Source organism: Paracoccus sp. (in: a-proteobacteria) (genome assembly GCF_039808215.1).
GTDB lineage: Bacteria > Pseudomonadota > Alphaproteobacteria > Rhodobacterales > Rhodobacteraceae > Paracoccus.
On sequence record NZ_JBDHSP010000003.1, the window covers coordinates 1 to 24,924 of the forward strand.

A 24,924-nucleotide genomic window follows, 5' to 3' on the forward strand; every position below is an offset into this window, starting at 1 on the left:
GGATCTGCGCGGCGCGAGCGCAGTCATTGCGCCGAAAGCGAACCGCAAGATCAGGCGCGACCACGACCGGCATGCCTGTAAATGGCGACATCTGATCGAGAATTTCTTCGCGAAGATCAAGGAGTTCCGAGCCATCGCCACGCGCTACGAAAAGACCGCATGCAGTTACGCCGCCAACTGGCACCTCGTGGCGACCATCCTCGCCGCGAAGCGAATGTCCACGGGCCCTAGCACCGTTGCGCCGCCCCGTGCGGCATTGGCGCAAGCGGTCGCACCAGAAAAGCGCGGCACCGGGCAGGCGCGGCGTCGCGATCGCCGGCCCTGGATCAGAACTCGATCCCGGCCTGGGCCTTGATGCCGGCGCGGAACGGGTGCTTGCTGGCCGCCATCTCGGTCACCAGATCCGCCAGTTCCAGCAATTCCGGCTTGGCGTTACGGCCGGTCAGGATGACATGGGTCATCGGCGGCTTTTCCCGGCGCAGGAAATCGGCCACCTCGGCCGCGTCCAGATAGTCATAGCGCAGCGCGATGTTGATCTCGTCGAGCAGCACCATGCGGATGGCGGGATCGCGGATCAGCGACTTGGCCTTTTCCCAGCCCGCCCGTGCCGCCGCGCGGTCGCGTTCCAGGTCCTGGGTTTCCCAGGTGAACCCCTCACCCATGGTGTGGAACCGGCACAGGTCGGGGAAATGGCTGGTCAGCAGGTCGCGCTCGCCGGTGGCCATGGCGCCCTTGATGAACTGCACCACCGCGCAGGGCATGCCATGGGCCAGGGCGCGCAGAATCATCCCGAAACCCGAGGAGGACTTGCCCTTGCCCGGCCCGGTCAGCACGATGACCAGACCCTTCTCGATGGTCTTGCCGGCCATCATGCGGTCGCGGACCGCCTTGATTTTCGCCTTTTTTTCCGCATGCAGGGCGGCTTCTTCGGGGGTGGTGCCGTTCGCGGTCATCTGGCCTCGCTTGACTTGGGCGGTGGTTCGTGGCTTGGCTCGTGGCACGAGCTGGTTGCTGCCTTATGGCAGACCAAGAGGGAATGCGACAACCCCGCAAGGGGTCAAGCGCAGCCGCCCCCGCGACCGTGACCGGAGAGGTCGCCCACCGCCACTGGCCGCAACGCCGGGAAGGCAGGGCGCCCGCCAGAGGCCCGCCTCTGACATCCGCAAGCCGGGAGACCTGCCAGCCGCGGTCCGCAAGGGCCGATGGAAATGCGCGACCGGGGTGAGTCGTCGTCCACAGGTCCGCCTGGCGGACCGGGACGTGCCGCCGACCCTTCCCGCCGCCAAGCAAGCGACCTGGCCGGAGGGGCCCGTGGCCGAGACATTCGAACTGGTGGTCTGCACCACCTGCCGCCTGCCGGGAAGCGACCCGGACGCCCCCAGCGACGGGGCGCGCCTCTCGGAGGCGCTGGAGCGCCATGGGATCGCGCATCGCCGCCAGCCCTGCCTGTGCGCCTGCGACCATGGCTGCGCCGTGGTGCTGCGCGGGCGCGGGCGCTGGACCTATGTCCAGGGCGCGTTGTCGCCCATGCATGACATCCCCGACCTGATCGCCATGTATCGTGCCTATGGTGCCAGCGCCGACGGCCAGGTGCCCTGGCGCATGCGCCCCGAGGTCATCCGCAAGAACATCATCGCACGCATTCCCCCGATCGAGGTCTGACATGTCTCTGGAAAAAACCCCCGTCACCATCGTCACCGGCTTTCTGGGCGCCGGCAAGACCACGCTGATCCGGCACCTGCTGCGCCATCCCGGCGGGCGGCGGCTGGCGGTGCTGGTCAACGAATTCGGCGACATGGGCGTGGACGGCGAACTGATCCGCGCATGCGCCGATGCCGACTGCCCCGAGGCGAATATCCTTGAACTGACCAACGGCTGCATCTGCTGCACCGTCGCCGATGAGTTCATCCCCTCGATCGAGCGCCTGCTGGCGCTGCAGCCGCGCCCCGATCACATCATCATCGAGACCTCGGGCCTGGCGCTGCCCAAGCCGCTGCTGCGGGCCTTCGACTGGCCGGACCTGCGCTCGCGCATCACCATCGACGGCGTGATCGCGGTTGCCGATGCCGAGGCGGTGGCCGCCGGCCGCTTTGCGCCCGATCCGGCGCGACCCGGCAATACCGGCACCGAGGCGGGCGCCGAGCACGAGACCCCGCTTTCCGAGGTGTTCGAGGACCAGATTGCCTGCGCCGACCTGGTGCTGCTCAGCAAACCCGACCTGGCCGGCGAGGCCGGGCTAGCCGCCGCGCGCGCGCTGATCGCCGCCGAGGCGCCGCGGCCGCTGCCGATGCTGGCCCTGACCGAGGGTGTCATCGACGCGCGCGTGGTGCTGGGCCTCGGGGCGGCGGCCGAGGACAGCCTCGATGCCCGCCCCTCGCATCACGACGGCGCCGAGGATCACGACCACGACGATTTCGACAGCATCATCATCGACCTGCCCGAGCAGGACGACCCAGAGGCATTGGCGGCGCGCATCGCGGACCTCGCGGCGGCAGGCCGGATCCTGCGGGTCAAGGGCCATGTCGCGGTGGCGGGCAAGCCCATGCGGCTGCTGGTGCAGGCGGTGGGCGCGCGGGTGCGCCAGCAGTTCGACCGGCCCTGGGGGTCGCAGCCGCGCCGCAGCCGGCTGGTGGTGATCGCGGAAAAGGGCGACATCGACCGCGCCGCCGTCGAAAGGGCGCTGGCCTGACATGCATGTGCTGTTTCGCGAAAGCCACGGCCTGGACGAGGGTGCCGCACCGCGCGATCTGGGGCAGGCGCCCGCGGATCTGGTGGTGCTGTCCTTCTCGGACAGCGATCTCGGGGCTTTCGCGGCGGGCTGGCGGCGGGGCAGGGACGCGCTGCCGGGGTTGCGGCTGGCCAATCTGGCGGCGCTGACGCATCCGCTTTCGGTCGACACCTATCTGGAACGCACGCTGGCGGGTGCGCGCGGCATCCTGATCCGGCTGATCGGCGGCGCCTCGTGGTGGCCCTACGGGGTCGAGCAGGTGGCGCGGCTGGCGCGGGCGCGCGGCATGGCGCTGGCCGTGCTGCCCGGCGACGGTCGCCCGGATCCGGCGCTGGAGCGCGCCTCGACCCTGCCGACGACCTTGCTGCGCGAACTGGGCGATCTGTGCGACGGCGGCGGCGAGATCGCGGCGCAGGCGGCGCTGACGCTGCTGGCACGCGCAGCCGGTCTGCCCGCCGGTCCGGGGCCCGAAACCACGGCGCTGCCCGAATTCGGGCGCTGGCACCCCGCGCACGGCATCGGCGCCGCCTGCGCGCCAGGCACGGCGCCGCTGGTGGTGATCCCCTTCTATCGCGCCTGGCTTGCGGCGGCGGATTGCGACAGCATCGCGGCGCTGATCCGCGGCCTTGAACAGGCGGGTTGCCGGGCGCTGGGCCTGTTCCTGCCCAGCCTGCGGCATGATGCGGCGGCGCGCTGGCTGCGGCGGGAATTGCCCGCGCTGGCCCCCGCCGCGATTGTCAATGCCACGGCATTTTCCGCCGGCACCCCAGGCTCGCCGCTGGACGCGCCCGGGGTGCCGGTGTTTCAGGTCATCCACGCCACGAACGGCCGCGAGGCCTGGCTCGGCTCGGACCGCGGCCTGTCGGCCTCGGATCTGGCCATGCATGTGGCCCTGCCCGAGGTGGACGGGCGCATCGCTGCCGGGGTGGTCTCGTTCAAGCAAGCCGCCGCCGCGGATCCGGAGCTGCAATTCGCGACCGCCCGCCACCGCGCCGATCCCGAACAGCTGCGCGCCGTGGTGGCGCGGGTGCTGGGCTGGCTGCGGCTGGCGGCGCTGCCCGCGGCCGAAAGGCGCGTGGCGCTGGTGCTTTCGACCTATCCCGGCAAGGCGCATCGCATGGCCCATGCCGTCGGGCTGGATGCGCTGGCCTCGGCCGAGGCGATGCTGGCCGATCTGGCTACGGCGGGGCATGTGGTGGCGGATGGCCCGCCGCTGGCGCAGGCGCTGGCGGGTCAGCGCATCCTCTGGCCGCTGGCCGAATACCGCGCGGCGCTGGCGGGCTTGCCCGCGGCGCTGGTTGCGGCGCTGCACGCGGCGCATGGCCGCCCCGAAGATGATGCCGGCATCTCCGCCGGGGCCTTCGCCTTTGCCGCGCTGCGCCGCGGCCAGGTCCTGGTGGCGCTGCAACCCGAGCGCAGCGCGGTGCCCGACCGCGACGGGGAATATCACGACACCACGCGCCCGCCCTGCCACGCCTATGTCGCCTTCTATCTGTGGCTGCAAAGCCAGACCGATGCGCTGGTCCATGTCGGGGCGCATGGTACGCTGGAATGGCTGCCGGGCAAGGCCGCGGCGCTGTCGCCCGCCTGCTGGCCGCAGGCGCTGACGGGGGCGCTGCCGGTGATCTATCCCTTCATCGTCAACGACCCCGGCGAGGCGGCGCAGGCGCGGCGCCGGCTGGGCGCGGTGACGCTGGGCCATCTGCCGCCGCCGCTGGCGCGCGCAGCACTGCCCGCGGGCCTGCTGCAACTGGAACGGCTGCTCGATGAATATTCGCTGGCCGACGGGCTGGACCCCGCGCGCCAGCGCCGCCTGGTCGCCGCCATCCGCGATGAGGCGCAGCTTGCCGGGCTCGAGACGGATCTGGGCATCCCGGCCGGCGCCTCTGCCGCCGAGGCCGTGCCGCTGATCGACCGCTTTGTCTGCGATCTCAAGGATTCGCAATTCGGCGACGGGCTGCATGTCTGGGGCCGCGGCACGCCGCAGCAGGACGGTTTCGCGGGCGATCCGGCCTCGCTCGCGGCCGAGCGCGCGGCGCTGGTCGCGGCGCTTGCCGGGCGGCGCATCGCGGCCGGCCCCTCGGGCTCGCCCTGGCGCGGGCGCGCCGATGTGCTGCCGACCGGGCGCAATCTTTACGGCACCGATCCGCGCGCCGTGCCCTCGCGCGCGGCGCAGACGCAAGGCGTGCTGCTGGCCGAGGAGCTGCTGCGCCGGCACCTGCAGGACCACGGCGACTTTCCGCGCGGGCTGGTGGTCAATCTCTGGGGCTCGGCCTGCATGCGCACGGCGGGCGAGGAATTTGCCATGGCGCTGCATCTGGCGGGCGTGGCGCCGGAATGGGACGCGCAATCGGGGCGCGTCAGCGGTTTCCAGATCCTGCCGCTGGCGCTGCTGGACCGGCCGCGGATCGAGGTCACGCTGCGTGTCTCGGGCCTGTTTCGCGATGTCTTTCCCGATCTGCCCGGCCTGTTCGAGGCCGCGGCCGCGGCCCTTGCCGCGCGCGACGAGGCAGTGGACATGAACCCCTATGTCGCCGCCGCCCCCGGCCCGCGCGTCTTTGCGCCGCCGCCGGCGCATTACGGGCTGGGCATCGGCACGGGTGACTTTTCTGCCGGGGCGCGGCGCGCGGCGGGCGAGGCCTGGCTGGCCGCCTCGGACCATTCCGCCACAGGCCAGCCGGCGCGCGCCGCGCTCGAGACGCGGCTGCGCGGCGCCGATGCCTTTGTCCATGTCCAGGACCTGCCCGAGACCGACCTGCTGCTGGCCGAGGATTACGCCGGCCATGAGGCCGGCTTTGCTGCGGCGCTGGCGGTGATCGGCAGGCAGGCGGCGCTTTACCATCTGGATGCCTCGCGCCCCGGGGCGCCCCGCGCCCGCAGTCTGCCCGAAGAGATCGCCCGCGTGGTCCGCGCCCGTGCCGCCAATCCGGACTGGCTGGCGGCGATGATGCGCCACGGCTTTCGCGGCGCGGCCGAGATTGCGGCGACGCTGGACCACATGGCGGCCTTCGCGCATCTGGCGGACGTGGTGCCGGCGCATCTGTTCGACCTTTATCACGCCGCGACGCTGGAGGATCAGCGCATCGCCGATTTCCTGAGCCGCGAGAACCCCGGAGCGCTGGCGGCGATGCAGGAAACCTTCGCGGCCCTGGCCGAGGCCGGGCTGTGGCACAGCCGCCGCAACAGCCTGGCCGCGGGGCTGACATGAGCGGGGGGCCGGTCAAGGGCTGGTGCCCGGGCGCGCTGACACCGATGCCGGCGCAGGACGGGCTGATCCTGCGCATCCGCCCGCATGCCGCCCGGCTGGCGCCCGAACAGGGGCGGGCGCTGGCGGATCTGGCGGCGCGGTTCGCGCGCGGCCGGATCGAGCTGACCAGCCGTGCCAACCTGCAGTTGCGCGGCGTGCGCGCGGCCGATCTGGCAGCGCTGCAGGCGGGCCTGCGCGACGCCGGGCTGCTGGACCCCGATCCCGAGACCGAGCGGCGGCGCAACATCCTGTGCACGCCGCTGTGGCGGCCGGGCGACGGCACGCTGGCGCTGGCGGATGAGCTGCGGGCGCGGCTGGCGGAACTGCCCGCGCTGCCGGCGAAGTTCGGCTTTGCCATCGACACCGGCCCGGCGGCGGTGCTTGGCCGGGCCTCGGCCGATCTGCGCCTTGAGCGCGCACCCGGCGGGCTGATCCTGCGCGCCGAGGGCATGGCGGCGGGCGAGCCCGTCGCCGCGGATGCCGCCATCGATCGCCTCATCGCGCTGGCGCATTGGTTCGCGCGCCATGCCGGCAAGCGTCGCCGCATGGCGCAGCTGGTCGCGGAGGGGCTGCTGCCGCTGCGCGCCGAGGTCGCGCCGCTGACTGCGCCGGTGCCGGCGCCGGGTGCCACGCCCTTCGGGGCGCTGCGGGCGCTGCCGCTGGGCCAGATCGCCGCCGCGACGCTGCAGGCCCTTGCCGTGGCGCCGCTGCGCCTGACGCCCTGGCGCGCGCTGCTGCTGGAATCCGCCCCCGCCGCCGCGCCGGATCTGATCGCGGACCCTCTGGACCCGCGGCTGCGGCTGGCGGCCTGCATCGGCCGCGCGGGCTGCGCCGCGGCCACGGTCGAGACGCGGGCGCTGGCGCTTGGCCTGGCGCATCTGCTGCCGGCGGGGGCGCTGCTGCATGTCTCGGGCTGCGCCAAGGGCTGCGCGCATCCGGGGCCGGCGACGATCACCCTGACCGGGCGCGACGGGCGCTTTGACCTGATCCGCGGCGGCAGGGCCGGCGATGCGCCCCTCTGCCGCGACCTTCACCCCGACGACCTTTCCGCCATCTTGCGAGATCACGATGCCCCATCTTTATGAAACCGACGGCGCCGCCATCTATCGCGCCTCATTCGCCACCATCCGGGCCGAGGCCGATCTGGCGCGCTTTTCCCCCGAGGAGGAGGTCGTCGCCGTGCGCATGATCCATGCCTGCGGCATGGTGGACCTGGCGCGCGCGATCCGCTTTGCCCCCGGCTTTGCCAGCAGCGCGCGCGCGGCGCTGGAGGCGGGGGCGCCGATCCTGTGCGACGCGCGCATGGTCAGCGAGGGCGTCACCCGCGCGCGCCTTCCGGCGGCGAACCGGGTGATCTGCACCCTGGGCGAGGCCGGGGTGCCGCGCCTTGCGGCGGAACTGGGCACCACGCGCTCGGCCGCGGCGCTGGAACTGTGGCGCCCGCATCTGGCCGGCGCGGTGGTGGCGATCGGCAATGCTCCGACGGCGCTGTTCCACCTGCTGGACATGCTTGCCGATCCGGCCTGCCCGCGCCCGGCGGCGATCATCGGCTGCCCGGTCGGCTTTGTCGGCGCGGCGGAATCCAAGGCGGCGCTGGCGCAGGAAAACCCGTTGCCATGGTGCATCGTCGAGGGCCGGCTGGGCGGCTCGGCGATCACCGCGGCGGCGCTGAACGCGCTGGCCGGCAGGGCGGAATGATGGGCCGCATCGTCTGCATCGGCCTTGGCCCCGGCGATCCCGACCTGATGAGCCTGCGGGCGCATCGCCATCTGGGCGCGGCCGGGGTGGTCGCCTATTTCCGCAAGGCCGGGCGCCCTGGCCAGGCGCGGCGCATCGTCGAGGGGCTGATCCCGCCCGGGGCCGAGGAATGGGCGATGGAATATCCGGTGACCACCGAGATCGCGGTGGACGACCCGGCCTACAACAGCGCGCTGGCGGCCTTCTACGACCATTGGGCGGCGCGGCTGGCGGCGGCGGCGCAGCGGCGCGATGTCGTGGTGCTGTGCGAGGGCGACCCGTTCTTCTTCGGCTCGTTCATGCATCTGCACGCGCGCCTGCCCAGGGACCTGGTCGAGGTGGTGCCGGGCATTCCCGGCATGGCCGGTTGCTGGACCGCGACCGGCCAGCCGATCACCTGGGGCGACGACATCCTGACCGTGCTGCCCGCGACCCTGCCCGAGGCGGAACTGGCGCGGCGCATCGCCGATACCGATGCGCTGGTGGTGATGAAGATCGGCCGCAACCTGCCGCGGCTTTGCGCCGCGCTGCGGACGGCTGGGCGGTTTCAGGACGCCTGGCTGGTCGAGCACGGCACCATGCCGGCCGAGCGCGTGCGCCGCCTGGCCGAGGTCGAGGGGACGGTGCCCTATTTCTCGATCGTGCTGATCCACGGCCGGGGCCGGCGGCCATGAGCGGCTGGCTGGTCATCGCCGGGCTGGGCCCCGGCGCCGAGGCCATGCTCACCCCCGAGGTCGCCGCCGCGCTGGCCGCAGCGACGGATGTCGTCGGCTATTTTCCCTATGTCGCGCGGGTGCCGGCGTGCGCCGGGCTGGTGCGGCACGGCTCGGACAACCGGGTGGAACTGGACCGCGCGGGGCTGGCGCTGCGTCTGGCGGCCGCGGGGCGGCGGGTGGTGGTGGTATCCTCGGGCGATCCGGGGGTCTTTGCCATGGCCTCGGCCGTCTTCGAGGCGATGGAGGCCGGGCCGCAATCATGGCTGGATCTGGACCTGCGCGTGCTGCCGGGCATCACCGCCATGCTGGCGGCGGCGGCGGCGGCGGGGGCGCCGCTGGGCCATGATTTCTGCGCCATCAACCTGTCGGACAACCTGAAACCCCTGGATCTGGTGCTGCGCCGGGTGCGGCTGGCGGCCGAGGCGGATTTCGCCATGGCCTTCTACAACCCGCGCTCAAAGGCGCGGCCGCGGCAATTCGCCCTGGTACTGCAGGTGCTGCGCGAGGCCTGCGGGCCCGACCGGCTGATCACCTTCGCCCGCGCCGTCTCGACGCCGGATCAGGCACTGCTTACCGTGACCCTGGCCGAGGCCCGGCCCGAGATGGCCGACATGCGCAGCCTGGTTCTGGTCGGCTCGTCGCGCACGCGCCGGCTTGGGCGCTTTGTCTATACGCCCAGGTCGGCATGACACCAGGCCAGCACCTCATCGACGCTGGCGACGCTTGGCCGCGGGGCAGGCGCCGGCCGGGCGATCATCAGCACCGGCAGGCCCAGGACGCGGGCGGCGGCCAGCTTGGCCTCGGCCCCGGCGCCGCCGGCGTTCTTGGCCACGACCAGTTCGATGCCGTGGTGCCGCATCAGTGCCAGATCGCCCGCAGTGTCAAAGGGGCCGCGGGCGATTTCCAGCGCGCAATCGGGCAGGGGCAGCGGGCCTGCGGGCGGGTCGACCAGGCGCAGCAGGTAGCGGTGCTGCGGCTGTGCGGCGAAAGCCGCCAGATTCTGCCGCCCCAGCGCCAGGAACACCCGCCGGCGCGGCCCCGCCAGCAGGCGGGCGGCCTCGGCGATGTCGCCGGCCGCGGTCCAGCGGTCGCCGGGGCCGGGCTGCCAGGCGGGACGTTCCAGTGCCAGCAGCGGGATGCCGGTGGCGGCGCTGGCCAGGGCGGCATTGGCGCTGATGCGGGCGGCGAAGGGATGCGTGGCGTCCACCAGCCGCCGGATGCCATGCGCGCGCAGCCACGCGGCCAGCCCCTCGGCGCCGCCAAAGCCGCCGATGCGCAGCGGCACGGGCTGCGGGCGCGGCGTTTGGGTGCGTCCGGCATAGGACAGGATCGCGGCCATGCCGGCCGCGGCCATGGCCTGGGCAAGGCGGCTGGCCTCGGTGGTGCCGCCAAGGATGAGGGTGGTCATGTCTGAATGGCTCTCGATCGTCGGTATCGGCGAGGATGGTCTGGCCGGCCTGCCGAAGGCAAGCCGCAATGCGCTGACCGCGGCCGAGACGGTCTTTGGCGGGCCGCGGCATCTGGCGATGCTGGAGCACGCCGACCGGCGCCCCTGGCCGGTGCCCTTTTCGGTCGCGCCGGTGCTGGCGCTGCGCGGGCGCCGGGTGGCGGTGCTGGTCTCGGGCGATCCGTTCTGGCACGGCGCCGGCGGCGCGCTGGCCGAGGCGCTGCCGCGCGGCGAATGGCGGGCCTATCCCATGGCATCGGTGTTTTCGCTGGCCGCGGCGCGTCTGGGCTGGCGGCTTGAGGATACGCCCTGTCTTGGCCTGCATGCCGCGCCGCATCAGCGGCTGCGCCCGGAACTGGCGCCGGGCCGGCGCGTGATCGTCACCCTGCGCGACGGGCAGGCGGTGCGGGATCTTGCCCTCTGGCTGGCTGCCGAGGGTTTCGGCGACAGCCGGCTGCACATCATGGAGGCGCTGGGCGGCACGAATGAGCGTATCCGCGAGGCCCCGGCCCGCGGCCCGCTGCCTGAGGGCATCGGCGCGCTGGTCGCGGTGGCGCTGGAGCTGGCGGGCGGGGGCCGGGTCATGCCCCGCGCCTCGGGGATCGCTGACGATTTCTTTGCCCATGACGGCCAGATCAGCAAGCGGCCGCTGCGGGCGCTGGCGCTGTCGGCGCTGGCGCCGCGGCCGGGCGAGCTGCTTTGGGACATCGGCGCCGGCTCGGGGTCGATCGGCATCGAATGGCTGCTGGCGCATCCGTCCTGCCGCTGCATCGCCATCGAGCGCGACCCCGGCCGCGCCGCGCGCGCCGCCGGCAATGCCCGCCGGCTGGGTGCGGACCGGCTGGACATCCGCCAGGGCGCGGCCGCCGACCTGTTGCAGGATCTGCCCGCGCCGCAGGCGGTCTTTGTCGGCGGCGGCGCGGATGCGGGGCTGTTGGCGGCGCTCTGGGCGCGGCTGGCGCCCGGCACGCGGCTGGTCGCCCATGCCGTCACCCTTGAGACCGAGGCGCTGCTCGTGCGCTGGCATGGCGCGCATGGCGGCAGCCTGCTGCGGATCGAACTGTCCGAGGCCGCAGCCCTGGGCGGCAGGCGCGGCTGGAAGTCCGCCTATCCGGTCACGCAATGGAGCGTCGCGCGATGAGGGTTGCGGGGATCGGCTTTCGCCGCGGTGCCGGCATCGGTTCGGTTCGGGACGCGCTGGCACGGGCGGGGGCGGCAGAGTTGCGCCGGCTGGCGCTGCCGGTCTCGAAGCTGGACCAGCCGCTGGCGGGCGCGCTGCGCGCCGCGGGATTTGTGCTGCAGCCCGTTGAGGACCGGCTGTTGCCGCACCAGCCGGTGCTGAGCGACAGCGCCGCCGCGCGCCGCAGCCACGGCACCGGCAGCGTCGCCGAAGCCTGCGCGCTTGCCGCGCTGGGGCCGGGGGCGTTGCTTGCCGGGCCACGCATCATCTCGGGCGACGGAATGGCCACCGTCGCCATCGCCACGAAAGGACAAGCGACATGACCGTTCACTTCATCGGCGCCGGACCGGGCGCGCCGGACCTGCTGACCCTGCGCGGACGCGACCTGATCGCCGCCTGCCCGGTCTGCCTCTATGCCGGCTCGCTGGTGCCCGAGGCGGTGCTGGCGCATTGCCCGCCGGGGGCGCGGCTGGTGAACACCGCGCCGCTGGATCTGGATGCGATCATCGCCGAGATCGTGCTGGCGCATGAACGGGGCCAGGATGTCGCGCGGCTGCATTCGGGCGATCTGTCGGTCTGGTCGGCCATGGGCGAGCAGCTGCGCCGCCTGCGCGAACTGAAGATCCCCTATTCCATCACCCCGGGCGTGCCGTCATTCGCCGCCGCCGCGGCAGCGCTGGGCACCGAGCTGACGCTGCCCGGCGTCGCGCAAAGCGTGGTGCTGACCCGCACCTCGGGCCGGGCCTCGGCCATGCCCGAGGGCGAGAGGCTTGCCGCCTTCGCCGCCACCGGGGCGACGCTGGCCATCCATCTGTCGATCCACCGCCTGGCCGAGGTCGCGGCGGAACTGGCCGGTCATTACGGCGTGGCTTGCCCGGTCGCGGTGGTCTGGCGCGCCAGCTGGCCCGACCAGCGCATCCTGCGCGGTACGCTCGACGACATCGCCCGGCGCGTGGACGAAACCATGGAGCGCACGGCGCTGATCCTCGTCGGACCGGCGCTGGCCCAGGAGGGCTTTGCCGAAAGCCGGCTCTATGCCGCCGATTACGACCGCCGCTTTCGTGCCGGCCGCGCCGATGCGGTGCGCCGATGAGCGCGGGCCTGATCGTTTCCGCCCCCTGTTCCGGCGCGGGCAAGACCACGGTCATGCTGGGTCTGCTGCGCTGCCTGGCCGAGGACGGCATCGCGGTGCAGCCCTTCAAATGCGGTCCGGATTATATCGACCCGGCATTCCACCGCGCCGCCTGCGGCCGCGAATCCTTCAACCTCGACAGCTGGGCGATGCCGTCGGGGATGCTGGCGGCACAGCTGGCGCGCACGGGGGAATTCGCGCTGGCCGAGGGCTCGATGGGGCTGTTCGACGGCGTGGCCAGCCCGGGTGAAAGCGGCAATGGCGCCAGCGCCGACATCGCCGCGCTGACCGGCTGGCCGGTGGTGCTGGTGCTGGATGTCTCGGGGCAGGCGCAGACGGCCGCGGCCTTGGCGCTGGGCATGGCGCGCATGCGCGACGATGTGCGCCTGGCCGGGGTGATCCTGAACCGCGTCGCCTCGGCCCGGCACGAACGGCTGTGCCGCCTGGCCTTCGACGCGCTGGCGATCCCGATCTTTGGCGCCTTGCCCCGGCGCGGCGACCTGACCCTGGCCGAGCGCCATCTGGGGCTGGTGCAGGCGGTCGAGCATCCCGATCTTGAACAGGCGGTCACGCAATACGCGGCCTTCCTGCGCGCGCATCTTGACCTGGGCGCGATCAGGGCCGCGGCGCGCGGGCACCTGCCGCAGGGAGGCATGGCGCCATTGCCGCCGCCCGGCCAGCGCATCACCCTGGCGCAGGACGCGGCGTTTTCCTTTGTCTATCCGCATCTTCTGGACGGCTGGCGTGCCCGGGGCGCCGAGATCCTGCCGTTCTCGCCGCTGGCCGATCAGGGGCCGGCGGCTGATGCGGATTTCTGCTGGCTGCCGGGGGGCTATCCGGAGCTGCATGCCGGGCGCCTGGCCGGCGCCGGGGCGTTTCTGGCGGGGCTGCGCGCCTTTGCTGCCAGCCGGCCGGTGCACGGCGAATGCGGCGGCTACATGGTGCTGGGCGAGGCGCTGGTCGATGCCGCCGGCACGCGCCATGCCATGGCCGGGTTGCTGGGCCTGGTCACCAGCCATGAAAAGCGGCGGATGCATCTGGGCTATCGGCTGGCGGCGCTTGCGGCCCCGGCAGCCGGCCTGCCCGAGGGGACGCGGCTGCGCGGGCACGAGTTCCATTACTCGACCATCCTCGCCCAGCCCGATGCGCCGTTGGCCCGCGTCTGCGATGCCGATGGCGCGGCGGTGCCCGAGACCGGCTCGCGGCGCGGCCAGGTCTCGGGCACGTTCTTTCACCTGATCGCCCGCGCGACATGAGCGCGGGGGGCGATGCGGATGACGGGGCAGGGACCGTCTGCCTGTTCGTCTGCGCCGAATGCCCCGGCGGCGCGCAGAGGCTGGCGCAGGTCGGCGCGGCGCTGGCGGGCACCGGCTGCGATGTCCGCGCCTCGGCCTGCCTTTCGGGCTGCCGCAGCGGCGCTTCGGTGGCGGTGCGGGCGCCGGGGCGCATGGCCTATCTCTTTGGCCCGCTGACCGAGGCGGACCTGCCCGGGCTGCGCCGCTTCGTGGCGCTGTACCTAGCTGCGCCGCGGGGCGAGATCGCGGATGCGCGCCCGCTTGGCAGCCTGCGGCTGCGGGTGCTGGCGCGCATTCCTTGCCCTTGACCCCGGGCGGCGGCAATGCCACTCTGGACGGGCGCATGGTGCCGCAGACTGCGGCAGTTAGGGAACAGGGAGAGGCCCGCCTCAACCCGACCGCCCCCGCGACTGTGAGCAGAGAGCCGACCCGACAAGCCACTGTGGCCGCGTGCCATGGGAAGGCGGGAGAAGGCAGCGACCTGCAAGTCAGGAGACCGACCACGCGCAAGACGCAATCCGCCGTCGGGGATGACGGCAAGGAGGAAGACATGACGACGATTACCCGCGCCTCGGGCGCGGTTTCCGTGACGATTCGCGACATCATCATCGTCGCGGCCCTGGGTGCCGGGCTGGTGTTCATCGCCGGGCTGGCCCAATCCGCGACACTGCATGATGCGGCCCACGACGTGCGCCACGCCACCGGCTTTCCCTGCCACTGATGCTGTCGCGACTTCTGACCAGCGCGCTGATCGCTGGTGCTGCGGCGGGGCTGATTGCCGCCCTGCTACAGTTGGGATTCGTGCAGCCCGTGCTGCTGCATGCCGAACTTTACGAAGGGGGTGATCTGGTGCATTTCGCCGCCGCCTCGGTCGGTCACGACCATGCTGCGGCGCCTGCCGCGGCGGCGCAGGCCGCGGCGCCCCCGGTCGCCGGGTTCGATGTGCAGCGCGACGGGCTGTCGGTGCTGTTCTCGATCGTGGTCTATGCCGGCTATGCGCTGCTCATGGTCGCGGCCATCGCCCTGACCGAAAGCCGCGGCCACCGCGTCACCGCGCGCGAGGGCATGCTTTGGGGGCTGGCCGGGTTCATCGCCGTGCAGCTGGCGCCGGCCTTTGGTCTGGCGCCGGAACTGCCCGGCATGGCCGCCGCCGACATCACCCAGCGCGAGATCTGGTGGGCGGCGACGGTGCTGCTGTCGGCCGCGGCGCTGTGGCTGATCGCCTTCGGCCGCGGTTGGCGGGCCTGGGCGCCGGCCATCGCCATGGCCGCGCTGCCGCATCTGATCGGCGCGCCGCAGCCAGACGAGATGTTCGGCCCGACCCCGCCCGAACTGGCGGCGCAATTCGCCGGCCGCGCGCTGGGCGTCGGACTGGTGGCCTGGGTGGCGCTGGGGCTGTTCACCGCCACGCTCTGGTCGCGCGCGCGGCAGTGACGGCGCTGGCCCCGGTGCCTAGGCGCCGGGGCTGCGGCGCAGCAGATAGATGTCCATGATCCAGCCCAGCCGCGCCCTTGCCGCCTGCCGCGCGGCCAAGATGCGCGGCCCGGCCTCGGCCAGCGGCCCCGAGTCGATGATCTGTTCCGGCATGCCCAGGCAGGCGCCCCACCAGATCGACACGCCCTTCGGGTCCAGTGTGGTAAAGGCGCAGCCGCCGTCCAGCATCACCACCAGCGTGTCGACGCCCTGCGGCCAGCCCTGTTCGCGCAGGCATCGGCCGGTTGTGACCTGAAAGGGGGCGCCCAGTTCGTTCAGCGGGATGCGATGCGCGGCGGCCAGCACTTGCGGCGACATGATGCCCGGCACGACATGCAGCGCGACCTTGCGCCAGGGGCGCAGGCGTTCGGCGATGCGCAACGAACTGTCGTAAAGCGACGGGTCGCCCCAGACGAGGATCGCGACCCTGCGGGCGCCGGGATGCGCCTCGATCGCCGCCTTCCAGGCCTCGGCGATGGCGTCGTGCCAATCCAGAACGCCCGCCAGATAGTCGGGCGCATCGCCATCGCGCCGCGGCAGGTCGAATTCGGCGGTGACGATGCCCGGAGTGGTCAGCAGCTCGGCGCAGATCGTTCGCCGCAGATCGGCCAGCGCCGATTTTTCCGCGCCCTTGCGCGGCACAAGCACCAGATCGACGCGGTTCAGCGCCCGGACCGCCTGCAGCGTCAGGTGCTCGACATTGCCGGTGCCGATGCCGATCAGCCAGATCTCGGTTTCCAATCGCGCCTCCTGCATGGCTGGGCGCCGGGGCATGCGGCGCGGGGCGGGCTTAGCACGGCGCGACAGCGCCCGCCATGGCGCTGCGGGCGGAACCTTTTCGAAACCATTTCCTGCCAGATTGTGCTGGATGACCTGTGATTCGGAACCGGCATGGACAGCGCAGCAACGGCACAAGGGGCGACACGGAACGCAACGGGGCAGGCCGGGCAGGTGCTGCGCCGGCTGATCGCACATCGCCGGGGCGCGGACCCCGCCAATTGCCCCGCCCCGACGGGCGAGACCGATCCCGACCGCGCCGCCGGCATCGCCCTTGCGCGTGCCGCCGAACGCCAGGCACGGCTGCCGTTGCTGGTCGAACAGGTGGAGTGGTCGCAGGTCAGCCTGGCCGAACTGCCCGAGGTCCTGCCCGAGCGCGCCCTGCTTGCGGTGATCGAGGGCGCGGGCGAGGGGCTTGGGGTGGTGGCGATCTGCCCCGACCTGCTTGGCTCGCTCATCGAGATGCAGGCGATGGGGCGGATCACCTCGCGCGCCATCCCGGCCCGCCGGCCGACGCGCACCGATGCCGCCATCGCATCGGATTTCGTCGACGCGCTGTTGGCGGAACTGGCGCGCGAGCTTGCCCGCTGCGGCGCGCGCCCGGATTTCGGCAGCTATCGCTATGCCACCTATCTGGACGATCCCCGGCCGCTGGCGCTGATGCTTGAGGACGGGATGTTTGCCAGGCTCAGCCTGCGGTTTCGCATGGGCGCCGGCGGCCAGCGCGACGGGCGGTTGATGATCGCGCTGCCCGGCACGCGCCCGGCGGCCACGGCCCGGGGCACCGGGCTGGCCGGCTTGCCGCCGCCCGCGCCGGATGCCGCCACCGCCACCGCCGTCACCCTGTCGGAGGCGGTGCAGGCCGCGCCGGTCGCGCTGGTCGGCATCCTCTGCCGGCGCACCATGACCTTGCAGGCGCTGCGCCGGCTGGTGCCGGGGGCGCTGCTGGCTCTGCCGCAGGACGCGCTGGACAATGCCGTGGTCGAGACCGCACAGGGGCAGCTTCTGGCCCGCGGCCGGCTGGGCGAGGCGAACGGGCTGCACGCGATCCGCCTGCAGGGGGCCGTCTTGGGTACCGCGCCCCCCCGCCGGGACATGGCGGTTGTGCAGCCCTCGGCCCGCCCTGCGGCCGCTGCCTCGCCAGCGCTGTCCATGCCAGCCGACCTGGGCGAGCCGGACCCGTTTCGCAGCGATCCGGCGCCGGCCGACATGGCGACCCTCGGCCTTTCCGCCGGCTGAACCTGCCGCCGCACCGGCGGATTTCGGGCCTGCGCAGCGCCCCGCCCAGCCGCGAGGCCAGATTTCGCTTGAATTTCCGCCCGCCCGGACGCATGTAGCTTGCGCCCGCCAAGCTGCGGGTCACCCCTACAGGAGAAGACATGGCCAAGGAAGAAATGCTCGAATTTCCCGGCGTCGTGAAGGAACTCCTGCCGAATGCGACATTCCGGGTCGAGCTTGAAAACGGCCATGAGATCATCGCGCATATGGCAGGAAAGATGCGCAAGAACCGCATCCGCGTCCTCGCTGGCGACAAGGTTCAGGTTGAAATGAACACCTATGACCTTACCAAGGGGCGGATCAATTACCGCTTCAAGTGACCCCGCCGCGGCCGTTCCCGTGGTGACCGCCGCGCCGGCGGATGGCGCGCGCAAGACCGCTTCGGCCCCGTCGCGGCAGTTGCTGCTCGGCTCGGCCAGCCCGCGCCGGCTGGAGTTGCTGGCGCAGATCGGCATCGTGCCCGACCGCATCCTGCCCGCCGAAATCGACGAGACGCCGCGCAAGGGGGAATTGCCCCGCGATTATGCCCGCCGCATGGCGCGTGAAAAGGCGCAGGCGCTGCTGCCTCTGACCGATGGTGCCGTGCTATGCGCCGATACCGTGGTCGCGGTCGGCAGGGCCATCCTGGGCAAGCCCGCGGATGCGGCCGAGGCGGCGCGTTTCCTGACCCTGCTTTCCGGCCGGCGGCACCGGGTGATGACCGCGGTCACCCTTGGCCACGACGGCCGCCTGCGTGAGCGCCTGGTCGAGACCATCCTGCGCTTTCGCCCGCTGACGCCCGCGATGATCGCGGATTACCTCGCCTCCGGGGAATGGCAGGGCAAGGCGGGGGCCTATGCCATCCAGGGTCGGGCCGCGGCCTTTGCAGTCTGGATGCAGGGATCCTACAGCGCCGTCGTCGGGCTGCCGCTGGCCGAGACCTCGGCCATGCTTGCCGCCTTGGGAATCGAAGGGAAACGGCCATGAAGGGCAGCCAGATCGTCATCGGCCGCCTGTTCGGCCAGGCGGCGGCGGCGCTGATGCGCGACGGCCGGCTTGAGGATCTGCTGGTCGATCCGACCGGCGTCACCCAGTTTGCCCCGGGCGCCATCTGCCGTGCCCGCGTCGATCGCCTGATCAAGGGCCAGGGCGGCGTGTTCCTGCGCCTGCCGGACGGCGCGCGCGGCTATCTGCGCGACCGCAGCGGGCTGCGCGAGGGGCAGGCGCTGCTGGTCCAGGTCAGCGGCAGTGCCGAGGAGGGCAAGGCGATCCCGGTCTCGGCCCGGCTGAATTTTCGCGGCCGCCTGGTCATCGTCACCCCCGAGGCGCCGGGCGTGAACGTCTCGCGCCGCATCCGCGACGGCGAATTGCGCGCGCAGCTGACGGCCATGGGCGCCGAGGCGCTGGCCGGGCTGGCCGAGCCTCCGGGCCTTGTGTTTCGCAGCGCCGCAGAGGCCGCCCCGTCCGAGGAACTGGCCGGGGAACTGGCGCAGCTTCTGGCGCTTGCCCGCACCATCCTGGCCGAGCGCGAGGGTGCGCCCGAACTGCTGCTGGACGCGCCCGAACCGTCGGAACTGGCCTGGCTCGACTGGTCGAGCCCGCAGCCGGACGCGGTCGAGGAGGGCGAACATGCCTTTGAGGAAACCGGCGCCGCCGCCGCGGTCGCGGCACTTCTGTCCCCGCGTGTCGATCTTGGCAATGGCGCCTGGGCCGAGATCGAGGCGCTGCGCGCGCTGGTGGCGATCGATGTCAATACCGGCAGCGACCATTCGCCCGCCGCCGGGCTCAAGGCCAATATCGCGCTGGCGCGCGACCTGCCGCGGCAGTTGCGCCTGCGCGGGCTGGGCGGCCAGATCGTCGTGGATTTCGCCCCGATGCCCAAGCGTGATCGCGGCACGCTGGAGCAGGTGCTGCGCGCGGCCTTTCGCGCCGAATCGGCCGAGTCGGTGCTGATCGGCTGGACTGCCATGGGTCTTTACGAGATCAATCGCAAGCGCGACCGCGTGGCCCTGGCGCGGCTGGCCTCGCGGGCGGATGCGCGATGAAATGCCCGATCTGCGGCAAGCCCGCAGTGCAGCAATACCGCCCGTTCTGTTCGCGCCGCTGCGCCGATGTGGACCTCGCGCATTGGCTGCGCGGTGATTACCGCATCCCCGCGACCCCGGCCGAGGAACGCGGGCCGTAAGCGCCGCGCGTCCCGGCCGGCGGCGGCGGCGGCGCGCGGCCGCGAAACCGGCACATGCCCAGAAAACAGGTAGATCATGTCCTTTCCCGCCCGCCATCTTGCCAGCAAACCCGGGTCGCCATGCCGTTCCTGATCGGGCCGCTGGCCGATGCGGCGCTGCGCCTGCGCCTTGCGCCCGGCGCGACACCCGCCGCGCCCCTTTCCGGCAGGCTGCCGGTGCCGGCCAGGGCGGGGCTGGGGGTCGATGGCTGGCCGGTGCTGCTGCCGGGCGCCGATGCGCTGGAAACATGGCAGACCGACTGGACCCCGCAGCTGCGCCGCTATGCCGAGATCATGGGCCTTGCGCCTCTGCCCTGCATGGGGCGGGATCTGCTGGGCATCCTGGCGCAGCCCGGCGCAAGCGACGCGACCGGCGGGGGGCCGTGGCAGCCAGGGCTGGCGGCGGCGCTGGCCGACTGGCTGCTGGCGCTTCCCGCCGACCGTCCGGCGGCGACGATCCGTGCCCGTCTGCCGATGATCGCGACCTGGGTCGCCTCGCGCCAGCGCGCCATGGCCGAGACCCGCGTCCTGCCGCCGCTTGGCCCGCCGGGGGTGGAGCGGCTGCAGATCATCTCGCGTGACGAGCCCTATGCGCAGTTCTTTGCGCTCGAGGATCTCACCCTGCGCCAGCGCCGGCATCGCGGCGGCTGGTCGGCGCCGCTGCGCCGGGCGGTCTTCGTCTCGGGGGATGCGACGGTGGTGCTGCCCTGGGACCCGCGGCGCGACCGCGTCATGCTGATCGACCAGTTCCGCGCCGCGCCGACGGCCCGCGGCGACTGCCAGCCCTGGCTGCACGAGACCGTGGCCGGGCGCATCGACGCCGGCGAGACGCCCGAGGTCGCGGCGCTGCGCGAGGCGCGCGAGGAGACCGGGCTGCAGATCCACCGCCTGATCCCGGCGCCGCATCACTATCCCAGCCCCGGGGCGCTGGCGGAGTATCTGTATCTTTATCTTGGCATCGCCGATCTACCGGATGCCGCCGCAGGGCTGGGCGGACTTGAGACCGAGGACGAGGACATCCGCAGCCATGTCATCCCTCGCGCGGAACTGACCCGCATGGCGCTGGCGGGCGAGATCCGCAACGGTCCCCTGCTGACCCTGGCGCTGTGGCTGGAGTTGAACCACGCCCGGCTGGGCCGCGAACTTGCCGGCCCCGCGGGGTTGCCGCCATCGGCCGGCGGCGTGTAAACCATGGCGAGCACCCTCCGAAAGGCCAAGCCATGCGCATCTGCCCCGATCTTGCCTCTGCCGTCGGCAATACGCCGCTGATCCGGCTTCGCCGCGCCTCGGAACTGACCGGCTGCGAGATCCTGGGCAAGGCCGAATTCATGAACCCGGGCCAGTCGGTCAAGGATCGCGCCGCGCTTTACATCATCCGCGACGCGATCGCGCGCGGCGAACTGAAGCCCGGGGGCACGATCGTCGAGGGCACCGCCGGCAATACCGGCATCGGCCTTGCGCTGGTCGGGGCCTCGATGGGGTTCCGTTCGGTCATCGTCATCCCCGAGACCCAGAGCCAGGAGAAAAAGGACATGCTGCGCCTGGCGGGGGCCGAACTGGTCGAGGTGCCGGCGCAGCCCTATAAGAACCCGAACAACTATGTGCGCTATTCCGGCCGCCTGGCTGAGGCCCTGGCGCGGAGCGAACCCGACGGCGCCGTCTGGGCCAACCAGTTCGACAACCTCGCCAACCGCCAGGCGCATCTTGAAACCACCGGCCCCGAGATCTGGGAACAGACCGGTGGCCGCGTGCATGGATTCACCTGCGCCGTGGGGTCGGGCGGCACGCTGGCCGGCGTCGCCATGGCGCTGCAGCCCAGGGGGGTCAGGATCGGCCTGGCCGACCCCGAGGGCGCGGCGCTTTACAGCTTCTACACCGCGGGCACCTTCGACAGCCCCGGCACCTCGATCACCGAGGGCATCGGCCAGGGCCGCATTACCGCCAATCTGGAAGGCTTCACCCCCGACATGGCCTGGCGCATCCCCGATACCGAGGCGCTGCCGGTGATTTTCGATCTGCTCGAACACGAGGGGCTGTGCCTTGGCGGCTCGTCCGGGGTCAATATGGCGGCGGCGATCCGCATGGCGCGGGAAATGGGTCCGGGTCACACCATCGTGACGGTGCTGTGCGACTATGGCACGCGTTACCAGACCAAGCTTTTCAACCCCGACTTCCTGCGGGCCAAGGGTTTGCCGGTGCCCGAATGGATGGCCCGCACACCCGCCGGCCTGCCCGAGGTCTATCAGGACTGATCCACGGCATGTCCCGTCTTGTCGCGCTGCTTCTGGCGCTTGTCATTCTTGCCGCCCAGCCCCTTGCCGCGCAGGAGCAGGCGCAGGCGCCCGATTTCGCCGCCTGGACCAAGCTGGCCGAAGACACCGAGAAGACGGTCGAGATCGGCTCGGCCAATGACAAGCGCCTGCAGGAGATCCGCGCCGAGGTGGTGAAATGGCGCGAGCGCTTCAAGGGCGCCGAGGGCACCAACTCGACCCGCATTGCCACGCTGAAGGAGCAGATCTCGGCGCTGGGGCCGCTGCCGGCCGAGGGCCAGACCGAGGCCGAGGACATCGCCGCGCGGCGCAAGGAACTGAACGACGAGTTGGGACGCCTGCAGGCCCCCGGCCGGCAGGCGGTCGAGGCCTATGGCCGCGCCGACGGCATCATCGCGCAGATCGACCGCACCATTCGCGAGCGTCAGACCTCGGCGATGATCCGCCAGACCGCCTCGCCGCTCAATCCGGCGAACTGGGTGCTGACGGCGCAGGAAGTCGCCGGACTGGGCCGCAAGATCTTTGCCGAGGTCCGTGACGGCTGGGGCAGGTTCGGCAGCGGTCCCGACGGCACGCGCCAGATGGTGCTGACCGCGGCCATCCTGCTGGGGGCGCTGCTGCTGCTGTCGCGGGGTCGGCGCTGGGTCGATTCGCTGCCCTCGCGGCTGTCGGCGCGCGCCAGCGAGCGCTCGCGCGCCGCGCTGATCTTTGCCGTCTCGCTGGGCCAGATCCTGATTCCGCAGCTGGGCCTGTCGCTGGCGGTGGGGGCGCTGGTGGTGGCGGGGCTGTTCGGCGACTGGGGCATGCCGCTGCTGTTGTCGCTGCCCGCGGCGGGCCTGTCCTATTTCAGCGGCCTCTGGCTGGCGCGGCGGCTGTTTCCGGCGCCGGGAACCGCCGTGCAGACGCCCCTGCCCATGCCCGAGGAGCGCCGCGCCCAGGCCCGGCTGCGCGCCCGGCTGCTGGCGCTGTCGCTGTCGCTGCATCAGGTGTTCTCGCATGCGGTGCTGCCGCTATCGGGCTTCAACAGCCAGAACGACAGCGACGCGCTGCCGCAGCGCCTCAGCGAGGCCGCGGCCGGGGTGCTGCACCTGCTGCTGATCCTGTTCGGGGCGCTGTGCCTGTTTCGGATGTGCAGCCTGTTGCGCAGCCTGAGGCCAGCGGCGATTGCCGAAGGGTCGGAATACCGCGTGCGCGTCGCCATCTTCCTGGCGGGGGCTGGCCGGCTGGTGGCGCCGGCGGCGCCGGTGCTGGCGGCGGCAGGCTTCGTCACCGCGGCCAATGCCGTGCTCTGGTCCTCGATCCTGACGCTGGCGCTGGTCGGGCTGCTGATCATCCTGCTGGATTTCATCGCCGATTTCTACGCCATGGCCAAGGGCGGCGACCAGGCGGCGCGCGACGCGCTGATGCCGGTGCTGATGGGGTTTGCCCTGATCCTGCTGTCGCTGCCGCTGTTCGCGCTGATCTGGGGCGCGCGCGTCAGCGACCTGGCCGAGGCCTGGACGCGGGCGCAGCAGGGCTTTTCGCTGGGCGGCGTGCGGCTGTCGCCGATGGCGCTGGTCACCTCGGTCGTGGTCTTCATGCTGGGTTACTTCCTGACCAACTTCGTCAAGGGGGCCTTTCGCAACTCGATCCTGCCCAAGACCTCGCTGGACAGCGGCGGCCAGCATGCGGTGACCTCGATCGTGGGCTATGTCGGCGTGGCGCTGGCGGTGCTGATGGCGATCACCGCCGCCGGGATCAACATGTCCTCGCTGGCGGTGGTGGCCGGTGCGCTGTCGGTCGGCATCGGTTTCGGCATGCAGCAGGTGGTGTCGAACTTTGTCTCGGGCATCATCCTGCTGGTCGAGCGGCCGATCGCCGTCGGCGACTGGATCGAGGTCGGCGGCCAGCAGGGCATCGTGCGCAAGATGGCGGTGCGCGCCACGCAGATCCAGACCTTCGACCGCACCGACATCATCGTGCCGAACTCGAACCTGATCACGCAGCCGGTGACGAACTGGACGCGCGCCAACCTGCAGGGGCGCATCATCGTGCCGGTAGGCGTGGCCTTTGGCAGCGACACCCGCAAGGTCGAGCGCGTCCTGACCGAGATCGCCGAGGACCAGCCGACGGTGCTGGTCAACCCGCCGCCGGCGGTGCTGTTTCGCGGCTTTGCCGCCGACAGCCTGACCTTCGAGATCCGCGCCGTGCTGGCCGATATCAATGGCGGCAGCGCCGTGACCTCGGAGATCTATCACGAGATCGCCCGCCGCTTTGCCGAGGAGGGGATCGAGATCCCCCATACCCAGCGCGAGATCCGCCTGCGCGACGCCGAGGCGCTGACCGCCCTGGCGGGCCGGCTGCCGCAGGACGCGCCGCGCCCGGGCTGAGCCTCATTCCGGGATGCCCTCCTGCGACAGCAGGATGGCGGCCGGGCGCGCCCAGGGAAACTGCGCGCAGACGATCATCAGCGCGACCATGATGGGCACCGCCAGAAAGGCGCCGGCGATGCCCCAGACCGCGCCCCAGAAGGCCAGCGACAGCACGATCCCGAACGAGGACAGGCGCAGCGTCTGCCCCATCAGCATCGGGTCAAGGATATTGCCGATGATGAAATGCACCGCCGTGGTCACGCCGGCGATGACCAGCGTCGGGGCAAGATCGCCGGTCTGCGCCAGCGCCATGGCGACGGTGATCACCGTGGCGATGACCGAGCCCAGCACCGGGATGAAGTTCAGCACGAAGGTCAGCATCGCCAGCGCGCCGGCCAGTTCCAGCCCGGCCAGGCGGAAGGTCAGCCAGACCAGCGCTGCGGTCAGGGCGCTGATCGCGCCCTTGACCACCAGATAGCGGTTCACCCGGCGCATGATGCGATGCGCCACCGCCTGCATCTGCGCCGCGCGCTCGGCTCCGCCGGCCAGGTGCTGGATCTTGCGCGGGAACCAGAAACGCTCGCTGAACATGAAGCCGACAAAGATCAGGATCATCACCGAGCCCGAGATCAGGTTCGAGGCCTGACCCGCGGCCGTGCGCACCCAGCCGGCCACGTCGATGCTGGCCAGGATGGTGTTGATGCCGTCCTGCGCCTCGGGGCCCCAGCGCTGGCTGAGGCTGGTCAGCACCGATTGCACCCGGTCGGCATAGGCGATGGCGACGCTGACCACCTGGTTCACCTGCGCCACCAGCGCCGTGGTCACCCCCAGAAGACCGGTGGCGATGGCGATCAGCGCCAGCGTCGTCGCCAGCCAGTTCGGCACCCGCAGCCGGGCAAAGGCCGAGATCGCGTCGCTGGTCAGCGAAAAGATGATGATGGCGAAGGCCAGACAGATCAGGATGAACCTGGCCTGCACCAGCAGGATCAGGACAATGGCGAAGGCAATGATGCCAAGAAAGCCGGTCTGAAGCCTTGCGCCGGCCTGCATGTCCCGGAAGTCCATGGCTGCCCCGTCCCTTGCCGCGGCC

26 protein-coding genes, 1 pseudogene and 2 riboswitches are annotated in these 24,924 nt (G+C 71.9%); of the genes and pseudogenes, 23 read left to right on the forward strand and 4 right to left on the reverse strand.

The genetic code is table 11. From position 1 onward, the window contains the following. A pseudogene (locus tag WMK75_RS01745) lies at positions 1-211 on the forward strand (IS5/IS1182 family transposase); the annotation flags it as partial. Between the two features lie 115 nt (positions 212-326). Here the strand turns inward: WMK75_RS01745 and cobO are convergent. Then, positions 327-953 (reverse strand): cob(I)yrinic acid a,c-diamide adenosyltransferase, encoded by a 627-nt coding sequence (cobO, locus tag WMK75_RS01750; protein ID WP_347265935.1) that lies wholly within the window; start codon positions 951-953, stop codon positions 327-329. 35 nt (positions 954-988) lie between these two features. Next, positions 989-1,199: riboswitch (cobalamin riboswitch) on the forward strand. A gap of 112 nt (positions 1,200-1,311) precedes the next feature. On the opposite strand from cobO, the gene WMK75_RS01755 reads away from it, so the two are divergent. Genes WMK75_RS01755 through cobJ form a run of 7 tightly spaced genes read left to right on the forward strand, consistent with a single transcriptional unit; the run spans position 1,312 to position 9,117 of the window. Continuing rightward, the gene (locus WMK75_RS01755) at positions 1,312-1,662 is read left to right on the forward strand and encodes a DUF1636 domain-containing protein (RefSeq protein WP_347265936.1); all 351 of its coding nucleotides are present in this window, start codon (positions 1,312-1,314) and stop codon (positions 1,660-1,662) included. 1 nt (position 1,663) lies between these two features. Then, on the forward strand, positions 1,664-2,689 hold the full coding sequence (gene cobW / locus WMK75_RS01760) for a cobalamin biosynthesis protein CobW (protein ID WP_347265937.1): 1,026 nt from the start codon (positions 1,664-1,666) through the stop codon (positions 2,687-2,689). Position 2,690: 1 nt separating this feature from the next. Then, positions 2,691-5,936: a cobaltochelatase subunit CobN gene (gene cobN / locus WMK75_RS01765; protein ID WP_347265938.1), complete on the forward strand. Its 3,246-nt coding sequence runs from the start codon at positions 2,691-2,693 to the stop codon at positions 5,934-5,936. Beyond that, a complete protein-coding gene (locus tag WMK75_RS01770; RefSeq protein WP_347265939.1) occupies positions 5,933-7,060 on the forward strand; it encodes a cobalamin biosynthesis protein CobG in 1,128 nt (375 codons plus the stop codon). Before cobN ends, WMK75_RS01770 begins: the two co-directional genes overlap by 4 nt. Next, the gene (locus WMK75_RS01775) at positions 7,044-7,673 is read left to right on the forward strand and encodes a precorrin-8X methylmutase (RefSeq protein ID WP_347265940.1); all 630 of its coding nucleotides are present in this window, start codon (positions 7,044-7,046) and stop codon (positions 7,671-7,673) included. Before WMK75_RS01770 ends, WMK75_RS01775 begins: the two co-directional genes overlap by 17 nt. Continuing rightward, positions 7,673-8,386, forward strand: a complete 714-nt coding sequence (gene cobI, locus WMK75_RS01780) for a precorrin-2 C(20)-methyltransferase (RefSeq protein WP_347265941.1) — start codon at positions 7,673-7,675, stop codon at positions 8,384-8,386. Before WMK75_RS01775 ends, cobI begins: the two co-directional genes overlap by 1 nt. Next, complete coding sequence (gene cobJ / locus WMK75_RS01785) at positions 8,383-9,117, forward strand: precorrin-3B C(17)-methyltransferase (RefSeq protein ID WP_347265942.1); 735 nt, start codon at positions 8,383-8,385, stop codon at positions 9,115-9,117. Before cobI ends, cobJ begins: the two co-directional genes overlap by 4 nt. On the opposite strand, the gene WMK75_RS01790 is transcribed toward cobJ, so the two are convergent. Then, positions 9,096-9,836 (reverse strand): cobalt-precorrin-6A reductase, encoded by a 741-nt coding sequence (locus tag WMK75_RS01790; protein ID WP_347265943.1) that lies wholly within the window; start codon positions 9,834-9,836, stop codon positions 9,096-9,098. The two genes, cobJ and WMK75_RS01790, sit on opposite strands and share 22 nt — an antisense overlap. On the opposite strand from WMK75_RS01790, the gene cbiE reads away from it, so the two are divergent. From cbiE to WMK75_RS01825, 7 genes are all read left to right on the forward strand, one after another. Further along, the gene (cbiE, locus tag WMK75_RS01795; protein ID WP_347265944.1) at positions 9,835-11,016 is read left to right on the forward strand and encodes a precorrin-6y C5,15-methyltransferase (decarboxylating) subunit CbiE; all 1,182 of its coding nucleotides are present in this window, start codon (positions 9,835-9,837) and stop codon (positions 11,014-11,016) included. The genes WMK75_RS01790 and cbiE overlap by 2 nt on opposite strands. Next, entirely contained in the window at positions 11,013-11,378 is a 366-nt protein-coding gene (locus WMK75_RS01800; RefSeq protein WP_347265945.1) for a cobalamin biosynthesis protein, read from the forward strand. Before cbiE ends, WMK75_RS01800 begins: the two co-directional genes overlap by 4 nt. Continuing rightward, positions 11,375-12,148 (forward strand): precorrin-4 C(11)-methyltransferase, encoded by a 774-nt coding sequence (gene cobM, locus WMK75_RS01805; protein ID WP_347265946.1) that lies wholly within the window; start codon positions 11,375-11,377, stop codon positions 12,146-12,148. Before WMK75_RS01800 ends, cobM begins: the two co-directional genes overlap by 4 nt. Beyond that, on the forward strand, positions 12,145-13,443 hold the full coding sequence (locus tag WMK75_RS01810) for a cobyrinate a,c-diamide synthase (RefSeq protein WP_347265947.1): 1,299 nt from the start codon (positions 12,145-12,147) through the stop codon (positions 13,441-13,443). Before cobM ends, WMK75_RS01810 begins: the two co-directional genes overlap by 4 nt. Next, positions 13,440-13,790 carry a DUF1636 family protein gene (locus WMK75_RS01815; RefSeq protein ID WP_347265948.1) on the forward strand — a complete coding sequence of 117 codons (351 nt, stop codon included), beginning with the start codon at positions 13,440-13,442 and terminating at the stop codon, positions 13,788-13,790. The genes WMK75_RS01810 and WMK75_RS01815 overlap by 4 nt, the downstream gene beginning before the upstream one ends. A 19-nt stretch (positions 13,791-13,809) precedes the next feature. Next, positions 13,810-14,002: riboswitch (cobalamin riboswitch) on the forward strand. 30 nt (positions 14,003-14,032) lie between these two features. After that, the gene (locus WMK75_RS01820) at positions 14,033-14,203 is read left to right on the forward strand and encodes a CbtB domain-containing protein (RefSeq protein ID WP_347265949.1); all 171 of its coding nucleotides are present in this window, start codon (positions 14,033-14,035) and stop codon (positions 14,201-14,203) included. Beyond that, complete coding sequence (locus tag WMK75_RS01825) at positions 14,203-14,916, forward strand: CbtA family protein (protein WP_347265950.1); 714 nt, start codon at positions 14,203-14,205, stop codon at positions 14,914-14,916. Before WMK75_RS01820 ends, WMK75_RS01825 begins: the two co-directional genes overlap by 1 nt. Positions 14,917-14,934: 18 nt before the next feature. Here the strand turns inward: WMK75_RS01825 and cobF are convergent, their stop codons facing one another. Further along, complete coding sequence (gene cobF, locus WMK75_RS01830) at positions 14,935-15,696, reverse strand: precorrin-6A synthase (deacetylating) (protein WP_347265951.1); 762 nt, start codon at positions 15,694-15,696, stop codon at positions 14,935-14,937. A 150-nt stretch (positions 15,697-15,846) separates the two neighbouring features. On the opposite strand from cobF, the gene WMK75_RS01835 reads away from it, so the two are divergent. The 8 genes from WMK75_RS01835 (at position 15,847) to WMK75_RS01870 (ending at position 23,852) form a co-directional block, all read left to right on the forward strand. Further along, positions 15,847-16,971: a FliM/FliN family flagellar motor C-terminal domain-containing protein gene (locus WMK75_RS01835; RefSeq protein WP_347265952.1), complete on the forward strand. Its 1,125-nt coding sequence runs from the start codon at positions 15,847-15,849 to the stop codon at positions 16,969-16,971. A 140-nt stretch (positions 16,972-17,111) separates the two neighbouring features. Beyond that, complete coding sequence (infA, locus tag WMK75_RS01840) at positions 17,112-17,330, forward strand: translation initiation factor IF-1 (protein ID WP_010397442.1); 219 nt, start codon at positions 17,112-17,114, stop codon at positions 17,328-17,330. A gap of 22 nt (positions 17,331-17,352) precedes the next feature. Next, positions 17,353-17,976 (forward strand): Maf family protein, encoded by a 624-nt coding sequence (locus WMK75_RS01845; RefSeq protein WP_347265953.1) that lies wholly within the window; start codon positions 17,353-17,355, stop codon positions 17,974-17,976. Then, positions 17,973-19,034, forward strand: coding sequence for a ribonuclease E/G (locus WMK75_RS01850; protein WP_347265954.1), 1,062 nt, complete (start codon positions 17,973-17,975; stop codon positions 19,032-19,034). Before WMK75_RS01845 ends, WMK75_RS01850 begins: the two co-directional genes overlap by 4 nt. After that, positions 19,031-19,174 carry a DNA gyrase inhibitor YacG gene (gene yacG, locus WMK75_RS01855; RefSeq protein WP_347265955.1) on the forward strand — a complete coding sequence of 48 codons (144 nt, stop codon included), beginning with the start codon at positions 19,031-19,033 and terminating at the stop codon, positions 19,172-19,174. The genes WMK75_RS01850 and yacG overlap by 4 nt, the downstream gene beginning before the upstream one ends. A 120-nt stretch (positions 19,175-19,294) precedes the next feature. Then, complete coding sequence (locus WMK75_RS01860) at positions 19,295-20,401, forward strand: NUDIX domain-containing protein (protein ID WP_347265956.1); 1,107 nt, start codon at positions 19,295-19,297, stop codon at positions 20,399-20,401. A 32-nt stretch (positions 20,402-20,433) separates the two neighbouring features. After that, positions 20,434-21,465 (forward strand): cysteine synthase A, encoded by a 1,032-nt coding sequence (locus tag WMK75_RS01865; protein WP_347265957.1) that lies wholly within the window; start codon positions 20,434-20,436, stop codon positions 21,463-21,465. A gap of 8 nt (positions 21,466-21,473) precedes the next feature. Beyond that, a complete protein-coding gene (locus WMK75_RS01870) occupies positions 21,474-23,852 on the forward strand; it encodes a DUF3772 domain-containing protein (protein ID WP_347265958.1) in 2,379 nt (792 codons plus the stop codon). 3 nt (positions 23,853-23,855) lie between these two features. Here WMK75_RS01870 and WMK75_RS01875 read toward each other — a convergent pair whose 3' ends face one another. Next, the gene (locus WMK75_RS01875; protein WP_347265959.1) at positions 23,856-24,899 is read right to left on the reverse strand and encodes an AI-2E family transporter; all 1,044 of its coding nucleotides are present in this window, start codon (positions 24,897-24,899) and stop codon (positions 23,856-23,858) included. Positions 24,900-24,924 lie beyond the last annotated feature (25 nt).